This window comes from Rheinheimera sp. SA_1, from assembly GCF_001669775.1.
Lineage (GTDB): Bacteria > Pseudomonadota > Gammaproteobacteria > Enterobacterales > Alteromonadaceae > Pararheinheimera.
Genome location: NZ_LXWK01000011.1, coordinates 212712 through 225879 on the forward strand (window position 1 = coordinate 212712; position 13168 = coordinate 225879).

The 13168-nt window shown below is 51.1% G+C and carries 9 protein-coding genes; 2 read left to right on the top strand and 7 right to left on the bottom strand.

What is annotated here, in order from left to right; translation table 11 throughout:
• Nucleotides 1-3: 3 nt before the first annotated feature.
• From uxaC to A5320_RS02125, 3 genes are all read right to left on the bottom strand, one after another.
• Nucleotides 4-1419 carry a glucuronate isomerase gene (uxaC, locus tag A5320_RS02115; RefSeq protein ID WP_068060294.1) on the bottom strand — a complete coding sequence of 472 codons (1416 nt, stop codon included), beginning with the start codon at nt 1417-1419 and terminating at the stop codon, nt 4-6.
• Between the two features lie 45 nt (nt 1420-1464).
• Nucleotides 1465-3066 carry a UxaA family hydrolase gene (locus tag A5320_RS02120; protein ID WP_068060297.1) on the bottom strand — a complete coding sequence of 534 codons (1602 nt, stop codon included), beginning with the start codon at nt 3064-3066 and terminating at the stop codon, nt 1465-1467.
• Between the two features lie 82 nt (nt 3067-3148).
• On the bottom strand, nt 3149-4633 hold the full coding sequence (locus A5320_RS02125) for a glycoside hydrolase family 28 protein (protein ID WP_231916640.1): 1485 nt from the start codon (nt 4631-4633) through the stop codon (nt 3149-3151).
• Nucleotides 4634-5102: 469 nt separating this feature from the next.
• Between A5320_RS02125 and A5320_RS02130 the strand changes: the two genes are divergently transcribed.
• Nucleotides 5103-6305, top strand: a complete 1203-nt coding sequence (locus A5320_RS02130) for a hypothetical protein (RefSeq protein WP_068060300.1) — start codon at nt 5103-5105, stop codon at nt 6303-6305.
• Between the two features lie 10 nt (nt 6306-6315).
• Complete coding sequence (locus A5320_RS02135; RefSeq protein ID WP_068060304.1) at nt 6316-6735, top strand: phosphate ABC transporter substrate-binding protein; 420 nt, start codon at nt 6316-6318, stop codon at nt 6733-6735.
• Nucleotides 6736-6819: 84 nt separating this feature from the next.
• On the opposite strand, the gene A5320_RS02140 is transcribed toward A5320_RS02135, so the two are convergent.
• The 4 genes from A5320_RS02140 to A5320_RS02155 form a co-directional block, all read right to left on the bottom strand.
• Nucleotides 6820-9771 (bottom strand): ligand-binding sensor domain-containing diguanylate cyclase, encoded by a 2952-nt coding sequence (locus tag A5320_RS02140; protein ID WP_082971482.1) that lies wholly within the window; start codon nt 9769-9771, stop codon nt 6820-6822.
• A gap of 100 nt (nt 9772-9871) precedes the next feature.
• Nucleotides 9872-10906 (bottom strand): LacI family DNA-binding transcriptional regulator, encoded by a 1035-nt coding sequence (locus A5320_RS02145; protein ID WP_068062859.1) that lies wholly within the window; start codon nt 10904-10906, stop codon nt 9872-9874.
• A gap of 177 nt (nt 10907-11083) precedes the next feature.
• A complete protein-coding gene (locus tag A5320_RS02150; protein ID WP_068060309.1) occupies nt 11084-11860 on the bottom strand; it encodes an IclR family transcriptional regulator in 777 nt (258 codons plus the stop codon).
• Between the two features lie 12 nt (nt 11861-11872).
• Nucleotides 11873-13168, bottom strand: a complete 1296-nt coding sequence (locus tag A5320_RS02155; protein WP_068060312.1) for a TRAP transporter large permease — start codon at nt 13166-13168, stop codon at nt 11873-11875.

Below are 13168 nucleotides of genomic sequence, written 5' to 3' on the forward strand. Positions count from 1 at the left end.
AGCTTACGCCAGCTGATAAGCCTTTTTCACCAGCCCATACGTCAGCTGATAAGCCAGTTCGGCCGCTTCGTCTTCACCTAACCGATGTTCGGCCACTAAGCCTGCCAGGAAACGGCAGTCGATGCGCCGCGCGACATCGTGGCGTGCCGGAATGGAGAAGAAAGCCCGGGTGTCATCATTAAAGCCAACAGTGTTATAAAAACCTGCAGTTTCAGTGACCTGATGGCGAAAACGCAGCATGCCTTCCGGGCTGTCATGGAACCACCAGGCTGGTCCTAACTTCAGACAGGGATAATGGCCAGCCAATGGCGCCAGTTCACGGGCGTAAGTGGTTTCATCCAGCGTAAACAGGATGATTTTTAAATCAGAGTTATTACCGTACTTATCCAGCAAGGGTTTTAAATTACTGACAAATTCAGTCGGGCTTGGAATATCGGCGCCTTTATCCGGGCCAAAATTCTGGAAAATAACCGGGTTATGATTACGAAAGGCGCCTGGATGGATTTGCATGGTCATGCCATCTTCAATGCTCATGCCGGCCATTTCGGTCAACATTTGCGCGCGGAATAATTCGGTTTGCTGCGTGCTGGCCTCGCCTTTTAAACAAAGCGCAAACAGCGCAGCAGCTTCGGCTTTGGATAAATCGGCGGTTTTGGCAGTTGGGTGCCCGTGATCGGTCGCAGTTGCGCCGTGGTCGCGGAAAAATTGCCGGCGAATGCGCAGCGCCTGTAAATAACCTTCAAAGCTTTGCGTGTCCTGGCCGGTCAGCTCGCCGAGCTTTTGCACATTGGCGGCAAAATCAGCGCGATCGGCATCGACCACATCATCGGGGCGGAAAGTGGTGATGACTTTTTTGTCATAACCGGTGCCTTTGAGCGCGCCATGGTATTTCAGTGAATTGAGCGCACCTTCGGTGGTCGCCAACAGTTCAATATTAAAACGGTCTAACAAAGTGCGTGGTTTAAATTCAGGCTTCACTAGCTGCGCATTGATGCTGTCGTAAAAATTGTCTGCGGTGGCTGTAGTTAAGGCTTCGGTCAAACCAAAGACTTCGCTAAACACATGATCCAGCCACATCCGCGATGGCGTACCACGGAACAAATGATAGTGACTGGCAAAAGTCTGGAAAATTTTGCGGTAATCGCTTTCCACCGCTACACCGTCTTTACGGCGAATACCTAAGCTTTCCAGCGGAATACCCTGGCTATATAACATCCGGAATACATAATGGTCCGGCAGCAATAACAGACTGGTGGCGTTGTCAAAATTGGCGTTTTCGGCAAACCATTTTGGATCAGTATGCCCATGTGGGCTGACAATCGGTAAACCGGCGATTTCGCGGTATAAGCGCTGCGCGATGGCCCGAACTGTTGGATCGGACGGAAATAAACGGTCTGGATGTAAAGTTAACGCGGCCATCTGGGCTCCTTCAATTGCCGGTGTTTACGGCAACTTATTCAATAGTTAAAGCGTGACGCCGTTTTTCCACAGCGCAATTTCTTTATTCTCAGACTTCTCATTGCGGGTGTACTGACCTGACGCCACCTGCAGTAAATAACGGAAAAATTCTTTACTAAATTGCTGACTATCCACGCCCGGTAACAACATGGCACCGGCATCGTAGTCAATCCACATCGGCTTACGGGCAGCTAAATTTGAGTTCGAGGAAATCTTCACTGTTGGTACCGGAAAGCCTAATGGCGTGCCACGACCGGTGGTGAATAACAGCAAAGTCGCGCCGGCCGCAGTCAGTGCAGTGGACGACACCGCGTCATTGCCCGGCCCTTCCAGCAAAGTAAGACCCGGCACGCTGGCTAGTTCACCGTACTGGATCACTTGCTCAACAATGGCCGAACCGCCTTTTTGAATGGCGCCTAACGATTTTTCTTCCAGCGTGGTCAAACCACCGGCTTTATTGCCCGGGCTTGGGTTTTCATACACCGGTTGGTTGTTGTCGATAAAATACTGTTTAAAACTGTTCACCAGTTTCACGATGTCGTTAAACACTGTTTCATTGCGGGCCCGCGCCATAAAGACTTGCTCGGCTCCAAACATTTCCGGTGTTTCAGTCAAAATCACTTTACCGCCAGCGCCTGCGGCTAAATCTGCCACCTGCCCGACTAAAGAATTAGCAGTGAGGCCACTTAAACCGTCCGAGCCACCACATTTCATGCCAAACACCAGTTCGGACACCGGGCAAGCCGACCGCTTATCTTCAGCCATCAAACCCAGTAATTCTTCAACGGCGGTGATGCCCTCTTCAACTTCATCTTCCACTTGCTGCGCGTTAAAAGAGCGAATGCGGCTGCTATCGACGCCGGGGCTGGCTTCCAACAGTTTCGCCAGCTGATTGTTTTCACAGCCAAGGCCCACCACCAGCACAGCACCAGCGTTTGGATGCTGGATCAACCCGGCCAAGATCGTGCGGGTATGGGCAAGATCATCACCTAATTGCGAGCAACCAAAAGGATGGGTGTAGGCAAACACGCCATCGATATTGGTGTGCAAAATATCGGTATTTAAAATGCCAGCCGCCGCCAACCGTTTATTGGCTTCAGCGGCAATGCGGGTGGCGGCGCGGTTGACACAACCGACGGTATTGATGATCCAAAGCTCGTTGCGGGTGCCGACTTTGCCATTTTTCCGCCGATAGCCCATAAATTCGGTCGGTAAATCAGCAGGATAACTAAGCTCCGTCGCCTGACAGCCACTGTAGTTGTAGGCCAGTTCGCCGCTCAGATTCGTTGCCGTATTGTGCGAGTGAATATGGCTACCGGCTTTGACCGCAGCCGTAGTAGCGCCAATAGCAAAACCGTATTTGCGCACTTCTGCGCCTTGAGCTAAATCGGCAATTGCAACCTTATGGCCAGCCGGAATTTCTTCTAATGCGGTGACCTGCTGATAAGGCTCTGGCAACACTTCGCCTTGGGCGATAGCGCGCAGTGCAATTAATACATTGTCGCGTGGATGCACTTGCCACAAAGCAACGGTTTGAGTAGCGCCCGGCTCTGGCAAGCTCACACTGCAACCAGGTTTGCTGGCTGCTGTTGTTGATTCAGTCGACATCGACTTGCTCCTGTGCCCCGTTTGGCTAGCGGTGGCAATTTTAAAAAATATAAGTTTTAAAGTCGCTGTAGCGACAAGTCCACTACAGCTTTAACGGTTTACCGTTATAAAGTACGTTATCCAACAGCAGCTGCGTCGCACCTTCAACCACGCCAATTTCGGCCTGATCGATGGTGACATTCGACAACTGCACCAAGCCGACCGGCGCCCTTGGTAACCCCCGCACTTCAAAAATCCGCTTGGCTTTTTTCACATGCAAATTGCTAACAAAAATATTCTGCACCAACGGCAAGTGGTCACCGGCGTCACCTTCTTCGTAATAGAAGTTAATGACGATGGCATCTTTCACTTCGCCAATTTCGATATCAGTTAAAGCCACAGTATCAATCAGACCACCGCGCAACGAGTTGGTTTTGATGCGCAGGCCACGCTCTAAATCCGGGCTGCTCATCCGCAAACGGCGGGCGAAAATGTGGTTGGCTCCACCGGAAATTTCGCTACCAAGCACCACACCACCGTGACCGGATTTCATCATGCAATCCTGGATCACCACGTTTTGCACAGGTTCGGCCAAACGACGACCATCGTTATTGCGACCGGATTTCAGCGCAATACAATCATCGCCGGTATCAAACAAGCAGTTTTCAATCAAGACGCGGTTACAGGATTCGGGGTCGCAGCCATCGGAATTTGGACCATGGCTAAAAAAATTTACACCACGCACAATCACGTCGGTACAAAGCACCGGATTGACCAGCCAGAATGGTGAATTGCGAATGGTCACGCCTTCAATCAGCACCCGGCTACAACGATACGGCTGGATAAATGGCGGTCGTAAAAAATTTTTCTCAAACACCCGATCCGCCACTGGCACACCCGCTTCGGCCATCGCAAATAACGGTGCACGGGTTTGCTGTTGATCGGTTGCTGCATCTAACTGCCATGGCGTATGTTTCCATTGGCCTTTCCATGGCCACCAGCTTTGGTTGCTGCCGCCACCTTCCAGAATACCCTCGCCAGTAATGGCAATATTGTCTTGCTCAAAAGCGTAAATCAGCGGCGAGTACCCCATCAGCTCCACCCCTTCCCAGCGAGTGAATACATATGGCAAATAGGCTTTAGGATCAGTTGAAAACGCCAGCACGGCGTTTTTCTGCAGGTGCAAATTCACATTCGATTTTAAATGCACAGCGCCGGTCAGCCAGCGACCTTCCGGCACCACCACCCGGCCACCGCCAGCTTTGGCGCAAGAGGCAATCGCATGAGCAATAGCGCTGGTGCAATCAGAGCCTGCAACAGCGCCAAACCGGGTAATGAGAAAATCGCGGGCGGCAAATTGGGTTGGCGCGATACTTTTTACAATAGCGTCGGCTTGTTGCCAGAGCTGCTGTTGTGTCAGTTGTGAGTGACTTAATGGATTTAAATTCGCAGCTTGTGTTGCCGAATTCGCATCAGTCGATTGAGTTTTAGCACAGCCCGACAACCAGCCGCCGAGCGGCAACGATAAAGCAGCCAATGACCCCAGGCTGCCTTTAATGTGCTGTCGTTTTTGTCGATTGATGGTCACGGTATTCACTCCAACTGCCGGTAAACTGCCCAACAACTGCTACAGATTTGCGTATTGACCAACAATATAACGCATCTGCCACCGGTGGCAATAGCTGACAGAAATTTTTTGCCACCGCTGGCAGGATGCTGATTGTTGGTTTCAGATATGAAATAACGGCCTGGATGGCAAGGTTACTGTCGATGCGGCACTTGCAATAATTTCAGCGGCTCGTTTGCCATAACCGGCAACAGCACCTGGGTTGCAGCCAACGCAAAGCAACTTCTTCTAAGCATCTGAAATCAAAAAACTTTATGCTCCAGAACGCCAGCAAAACCTGCACCAGCGTTCCACAAAACGGCTTGGTAAATATTTTGCTAATCCTTGATAAAGAACAAATTTATCATCTCCAACCAAAAAAAAGCCGCTGCATCTACGCAAAGCTCAACTACGCTTGAGATGATTACCCACAATAACAAAAGGATAGGCGATGAAACTGCAATATAACCCGCGGCAACGCTGGCTGATTGGTTCGGTGTTGCTCACGACCCTCTATCTGCCAACCGCAGTGGCGGAAGTGAAACTCAATGGCTTTGCGTCGATCCGCGGCACGTCTGTCTCTTCTGATGGCGGACTTGCCCCTTACCCTGGTTACGAAGAAGGCGAACTGTCATTTAAAACCGAATCGTTGTTTGCCATTCAGGCATCTGCCGATTTATCTGAAGGTTTATCCGCCACAGTGCAATTATTTGGTGAAGGTGCCAATGATTTTGAAGTGGACGCCCGCTGGGCCTACTTCAGCTATCAGTTGAATGATACACATCGGCTGAGTGCCGGACGGTTTGCCAACCCAATTTTTCACCAGTCGGAATATGAAAAAGTTGGCTACGCCCATAATTTTTCCCGATTGCCCAAAGCGGTCTATATTGGACTGGATTTCAGCACCATCGAAGGTATTGCGGTCGACAGCCAATTTAATATTGGCGATTACAGCCTGCAGACCAAAGTGTTGTACGGCGGCTGGTCGGGTGAAGTGTTTAGTGCAGTCACCAACAATACCGTAAGTTTTGGGCTCGATAATATTATGTCGGCTAATGCCACACTCGCCGGTGATTGGTGGCAACTGTTCGGTGGCATTTTTGCGGCGGAAATTGATGGTGCGGTGATCGACAGCACTACAGTCTTTCCATTGGCCGCCGGCGGTATTGCGCTAGCAACAGCCAATGGCGCGACTGCGGCGCAAGTTGCAGATTTCAGAAACAGAATTGGCTGGAACGAAAAAGATGCGTTTTACTGGTTCAGTGGTTTTGCAGTTGATTACAGTAACTGGCTGGTCGATTTCGAATATGTCAGTTATGAAGTAAAAGAATCAACCGATGTGCTGAATAACTCCTGGTATCTGGCTCTGGGTCACCGTTTTGATAATGTGGTGGTGACTGTGCATACCGAAGACTATGCTCAGGATCCAGACTTTGGATACTTAAACGGAGTGACACATCCGGTGCTGCAGGCAACAGGCCGTGGTATTACCTCCGCTTTTGGTCAGCGCGAGTTTGACGGCGTTGGCTTATCAGTGCGTTATGACTTCCATCCAAGCGCCGCCTTTAAAGCGGATTATTTTAAAGGTACCGATACCAGAGCAACAGTCGATGATTATCAACTAATCTCTTTTGGCGTCGATTTGGTTTTTTAAGGGGCATCTGATGAAAAACAGAATTTTAGTACTGTCGACCTTACTCACCACCCTCAGCAGTGCAATGGTATTTGCCGAAGTCGCGGTGATAGTTCATCCATCGAACGCCAATGCACTGGATGCGGCAACGGTGGCAAAAATTTACCTGGGCCGCGAAAAGTCTTTTGCCGATGGGCAATCTGTAGTGCCAATGTCGTTGGTGGAAACGGCGCCAAGCAGTGCCACTTTTAACGATGTGGTGCTGAAGAAATCGGCCAGTCAATTAAAGGCCTATTGGTCGAAGCTGGTATTTACCGGCAAAGGCACACCGCCGAAAGAACTGGCCACTGAAGAAGAAATGCTGAAACTGGTGGCTGGCAATCCAAGCCTGATTGGCTTTGTCGATGCCAGCAAAGTAGACGCTTCGGTCAAAGTCGCGTTTAAGTTCTGATTCGGCTTTTGTATCATCCCTGAAATGAACCGGCCGTCGTAGTTGACGGTCGGTTTGATGCTCGCTTTAATGGCGACGACCTAACTAACTGCAAACGGTATTGCGGCCTTTGGCTTTGGCCTGATACAGCAAACTATCAGCACGGGAAATCAGCTTGTCGTAATGTGCCAGACCGGTGTTCACCGCCAGGCCAAAACTAGCAGTCACTGTTAACCCTGCAGCAATATCTTGATAATCGGTACTTTCGATGGCGTGACGCAAACGGTCACAAACTTCGTGTCCTTGTTGCAAACTGGTTTGCGGCAGTAACAACGCAAACTCTTCACCGCCCCACCGCGACGTCATATCAATATCACGACTATGCAATTTCAGAATTTGCGCAATCCGTTTCAGCACTTCGTCACCGGCCATATGCGACCACTGATCGTTGATCCGTTTAAAATGATCAATGTCGATAATCACCAGACATAGCTGATGATGCAACCGCTGTGCCCGGTTAAATTCAGACGCCAGCTGCTCATCAAATGCCCGGCGATTGGCCAGGCCAGTCAGACCATCTTCACGTGCCTGAGCTTCAAATGCCGCAGCTTGTAGCCGTAACTGTTCGGCCAGAATACTTTTCTCTTCCACCGCTAAGGTCAGAATTTCTGCTTGCTGGCGCAAAGCCGAAGTTTTTTCGAGCACCTGGCGGCGCAGCTTTTGTTCGTTGCGACGCAGGCTGTGAATACGCCAGTGATACAAAGCCAACATCAGTAGCAACAATCCGCTTGCTGCAATCACCATAAAACTGGTGCGTTGCCAGAAAAACGGCAAAATTTCCAGCTGCACTGTGGCAGGTTCGGCTGACCAATCACCATCCGGATATGCCGCGCTGACCAAAAACTGATAATTGCCTGGCGTCAGATTGGTGTATTCAGCGACATGCTGCGGGCCACGATCCACCCAGTCTTTATCAAACCCCACTAACTTAGTGCGATATTGAATGCGGGTCGGCATCACATAACTTAACCCGGCAAACTGCATTTCCACCCGGCGGGTACCGGCCGGCAACTGATTCGCTGCAACCGGATATTGCACGCCATCGGCACTGAGTTTTTGCACCACCACAGGAGGCGTTCTGATCACAAATTCACTCAGCCGCGCTGGTGTCACCATCGCTACCCCTTGTGAGGTGGCAAACCACAAACTGCCATCTTGGCGGGCAACAGCGGCTGGCATCGACCCACCATTACATTGGGCACTTTGCATGCCGTCACTTTCGCCAAATAACTCATAGCCGACCAGCTTCGACTGAGCCCCGGTGGCCACCTGCAATACATCCTGCTGCTTCACCCGCAAAATTCCGCGGTTTGAACTGAGCCAAAAATACTGATCCGTTTCAGCAGCAATGGCGAAAATTTTATCAAAGGGTAATCCTGCCGCTCTGCCGACCAGCTGGAACTGGTTTTTTGTTGCGTCGAACCGCACCAGACCACGATCAGTTGCCAGCCATAAATCCTCACTTTCAGATGGCTGATAAAACCCAAACACATAGTCGGCCTGATCAAAATTGTTCAGTGGTAACTGCCGGAATGTGTCGCCGTCCTGTATCGACACACCACTGCCGGTGCCGACCCAAAGTTTGCCATTGGGCTGCACGGTCAACGCAGTGACAAATTCGCCAGATAAACCATCTTTAACATGAAACTCCCGCACTTTGCCTTCAACCACATGGCTGAGACCACCGGACGTGCCCACCCAAACACTGCCATCCTTCATCGGCAAAATCGCACGCACTTCATTGGAAGTAAGGCCTAATGCGCGGTCAAATACGGCAATGACTTTGTCAGCGCGCAACCGCATCAGCCCCTTAGAATAGCTGCCGACCCAAACGTCGCCATCCGGACCTTCGGCCAGACTAAGCACCGACGTAAGCGGCCCACCTTGCGGATTAGTCACCGCTGAAATTTTGCCATTGAGATGCCGGTCCAGACCACCGCTGGAGCCAATCCACACCGAGCCATCGCTGTGCTCAAGCACGGTTCGTACATAGTTATCGGACAACCCCTTGCTGGTCGTCAGATTGCTAAAAGGCGCATCCCGCAGCCGCAGAACACCGCCGTTGGTGCCGATCCAAATACTTTTCTCACGATCCTGCCATAACGCCAGCACCCGGTTATTCGGTAATCCATCGGCTACGGTCAGTTGTTCTAGTCCTAACTGACCAAGACGCAGCACGCCCTGATTGATGGTCCCAAGCCAGATTTGTTGTTGCTGATCCAGCATCATCACCGACACTGCGACCCCTTGCAAGCCAGGATCTAATAGCAAAAATTGCTGATCCAGCCGTTTAAATGCGCCTTGCTCAGTGCCTACCAGCAAAGTACCGTCAGCACCCAGCGTCAGGGCAAAAATCGAAGTCAGTGGCATGCCCTGCTCAGGACCTGCCAAATGGAATTCCGGATTTGCCAGGGATGGATCAAACCAATATAAACCTTGTTGCGTCGCCAGCCAGATTTTGCCTTGGGTATCATCCAGCAAACGATAGATCACGGTGGGTGTCAGACCATCGGCAGCTCCAAACTGCCTCGTTTGACCATCTGCTTGTTGCAGGAGTAGACCACCGCCTTCGGTGGCGATCCACAAGCGACCATTGACGTCGCGGGTTAAATCATTGATCAGTTTTTCAACGGCGGGTAACGATTGCCACTGGCCGTCTTTGACCAAAGCCATGCCGCCACGGGAACCGCCCATCAGTAAATCGCCGTTGCGATCCAGACTAAACACCCGAACGCCGGAATCTGGTAAGCCGGTTAGCTCACTGCGACCAAACACGGTGAAATTCCGGCCGTCATAACGGGCCGCCCCTTCCCAGGTGGCGAACCATAAATAACCGTCTTTGCTTTGAATAATACTATTGATGGTGTTGTGCGGCAGACCGTCACGGGTGGTCCAGCTTTCGCGGAAATAATCAGCTAATGGCGCAGGGCGCGCCAGCACGTCACTGCTGTAGAGGTACAGCAACAGTTGCAACAGCAAAATGAAAATCAAACGCACCAGACGATACTTCCTGTGATCGTAATGCCAGTGCGTTTTACAATACCCGAATCTGCACCAGAATGGCAGTCCGAATGTAAGTTTTTGCTAATATCGGAACTCAGGCTTGCGGCTCAGCAAAACGGGCAGTTGACTCCCGTACCACCAAAGTTGGCGCCACCTTGGCAGCTACGTTATTGGCAGCTTTGCTGTTATGTTCGATATCCATAATGATTTTACTAGCTGCTAATTGCGCCATTTGCCGCACCGGACGACGAATGGTGGTCAGCGCCGGAATGACGCGGGATGCCAGTAAGTTATCATCGAAGCCGGCCACCGATAATTGCCGTGGAATAGCAATACCTAAATCATGGGCTGCTTTTAACACCCCGGCTGCCATCTGGTCATTATTCGCAAAAATGGCACTCGGCAACGGCTGTTGTTGCAATAATTGCCGCGCACATTCAATACCGGTTTCGTACGTATTGTTGCCTTCGATAATCCGTTCCGGTTTGAGTGCAATGCCATAAGCCGACAAACCAAGTTTAAAACCTTCCATCCGCTCGCTGGACGATTTATATCGTTGTGGCCCGCTGATAAAAGCAATATCGCTGTGACCAAGCTGGGCAAAATATCGTGCCATTTCGGCAGCAGCTGCACGGTCGTCCGACACCACGCTATGCCTGGTTTCATCCAGCAATACTGAAGTTAAACGGACATAAGGCCGGCCAGCTTCTTTTAAAGCCGAGGCCAGATGATCCAGCTCCGACACCGGCGGCAATACAATGACGCCATCCAGTTTCGAGCGGTTGATAAAATTAAAACAATCCTGTACCAGCGTCTCGCTGCGATAACGACAAGGATGCACCACCAGTTCATAACCGAGCTGCGAACACACTTCCAGCACGCCACGTTGCACGTCATCGAGGTACAAGGCATCCGGGTTATCGTAAATTAATCCGAGCAGGTAAGATCGGCTGGACGCCAGTCCCCGCGCCTGAGTATTAGGCGAATAATTTAATTCGCTGATAATTTTCTCGACCCGCTCGCGGGTGCCGTCGCCGACACTGAGCGAGCCATTGATCACCCTTGATACGGTGCGTTTGGAGACACCGGCGAGTCTTGCAACATCATTGATCGTCGAAGTTTTATGCATGTGACCTTCTGAGATAGTGCCCATTTACTTCTGCATTTTTATACCCGTCATCCTTGAAGATACGGGGTTGTTGCCTTCGCTCGTTCGCCCCAGTCACATAGACGGCTATGTTCCTGGGGTCTCACTCACTCGGCGCCTACCCGTATCTTCAATGATTTTGGGTATTAGGTTGTTTGCTTAACGCGTTCCAACCAACAATTCCGGCCGGTAAGTCGCCAGCGATACTGCAATAGCCGCTTGCTTCACTTGTTGTGCAATGGTCGCAGTGGCCAGTTCCGGAAACAACTGCAACGGGCCGGTGACGCCAATAGCGGCCACTACCACACCGCGCTGATCGCGCACCGGCACTGCCAGACAACGCACACCATCGCGGTATTCCTGCTCGTCCAGCGCGTAACCACGCGCTTGAATACGCTGCAATTCTACCTTGAGCGCTGCCGGATCGGTAATAGTTTGTGCGGTGTGCCGGATAAAGCCCGGTGTCACGGCAAGTTCGGTTAATTGCTCGAAATATAAATGGGTTAAAAACAGCTTTCCCGCTGCTGAGCAGTGTAATTGCGCACAAAAACCCGGCCGCGCCGCCATACCAAAGTTATTTGGGCTATCAACCACTTCCGCAACCAGCGCACTGCCTTGTTGTGGCAACAGCAACTGCGCACTTAAACCGCTGGACAATGCCAGCTGCTGCAAGTGCGGTAACGCCTGTTGATGCAGCGGATTGTGATTAATCAGATCCAGTCCCAACCGGTACAACCCCGTACCCACCAGATACTTACGGCCTTGTTTACACAGCACTTGTTGCTGACACAAGGTTTGTAAAATCCGAAAGGCGGTGGTGCGCGGCAACGACAGCTGTTGCTCCAATTCCGACAAACTGAGCCCCAGCGGCGAGCGCGCCACCAGTTCCAGCAAGCGGCAGGCATTGGCGAGATTTGGGATCACATAGCTGCTCATGACCGCCTCCTTTTATAAACCAAAGACTGATGGCAACCATTCACTAATTGCCGGAATGTAGGTGACCAGCATCAGCACCACAAACATCGCGGCGTACATTGGCAATAAGGGTTTGAGCAGCTGTTCCAGCCTGACTTTGGCGATGGCACAAGCGACAAAGAGCACACTACCGACCGGCGGCGACACCAGTCCTATCGACAGGTTTAAAATCATCATGATGCCAAAATGCAGTGGCGACATGCCCAGTTCTACCGCCACCGGCAGGAAAATCGGCGTAAAGATTAACACCGCCGGCGTCATGTCCATAAAGGCACCAACCATCAGTAAGATGATATTAATCAATAATAAAATCAGAATTGGATTGTCGCTTAAGGTCAATAACCCCTGACTGACCGTTTGTGGGATATTCTCATAGGATAAAATCCACGACATCGCCGCCGAAGTGGCAATGAGCGCCAGAACTATCGCGGTGGTTTCGGTCGATTTTAATAGAATATTCCCAAGTTCCGACACTTTGACTTCGCGGTACACCACTACAGCCAACACAAAGGAATACACCACCGCAATGGCGCCCGCTTCGGTTGCGGTAAATGCGCCGCTGATAATGCCGCCAATCACCAGAAAAATCATAAACAAGCTTGGAATTGCCGCCGCCACTTTTTGCGCCACCAATTTTAACGGTAACCGCGCGCCGGTCGGGTAACCTTTGACTTTGGCATAACCAGCACAGACGATCATCAACGCGATACCTAATAAAATCCCCGGTAAATAACCGGCAACAAACAAGGCAGCAATCGACACCCCACCGCTGGCGATGGCGTACACAATCATAATATTCGACGGTGGGATCAACATACCAGTGGTGGCGGCAGCCGCTGTTACTGCCGCACTATAGCTGTCGTCATAACCTTGTTTTTTCATTTCCGGCAGCATAAAACTACCAATCGCCGAAGTTGCCGCCACAGCTGAACCAGAAATTGCGCCAAACAACATACAGGACATCACGTTCACCAGCGCCAGACCGCCTGGCAGCGCGCCAACCAGCGCCATCGCACATTCAATCAATCGTTTGGCGATGCCGCCGCGCCCCATCAACAACCCCGATAGCACAAAAAACGGGATCGCCAGTAAGGCAAAACTGTTCAGGCCACCCGCCATCCGCTGCGCCAATGTGGTCAGCGCCGGTAATAAATCCATACTGAGCAACATGGTGGCCAGCGTGGCCAAGCCAATACAAAATGAAATAGGTACGTTGAGCATCAACAGTGCAAAAAATACCAGCAGTAATACCAGTGCCGATAATTCCAT

What these genes read in the sequence shown, in the direction of transcription:
- uxaC (WP_068060294.1), bottom strand. Translation starts at nt 1,419, where the DNA reads ATGGCCGCGTTAACTTTACATCCAGACCGTTTATTTCCGTCCGATCCA.
- A5320_RS02135 (WP_068060304.1), top strand. Translation starts at nt 6,316, where the DNA reads ATGAAAAACAGAATTTTAGTACTGTCGACCTTACTCACCACCCTCAGC.
- A5320_RS02155 (WP_068060312.1), bottom strand. Translation starts at nt 13,168, where the DNA reads ATGGAATTATCGGCACTGGTATTACTGCTGGTATTTTTTGCACTGTTG.
- A5320_RS02120 (WP_068060297.1), bottom strand. Translation starts at nt 3,066, where the DNA reads ATGTCGACTGAATCAACAACAGCAGCCAGCAAACCTGGTTGCAGTGTG.
- A5320_RS02130 (WP_068060300.1), top strand. Translation starts at nt 5,103, where the DNA reads ATGAAACTGCAATATAACCCGCGGCAACGCTGGCTGATTGGTTCGGTG.
- A5320_RS02150 (WP_068060309.1), bottom strand. Translation starts at nt 11,860, where the DNA reads ATGAGCAGCTATGTGATCCCAAATCTCGCCAATGCCTGCCGCTTGCTG.
- A5320_RS02145 (WP_068062859.1), bottom strand. Translation starts at nt 10,906, where the DNA reads ATGCATAAAACTTCGACGATCAATGATGTTGCAAGACTCGCCGGTGTC.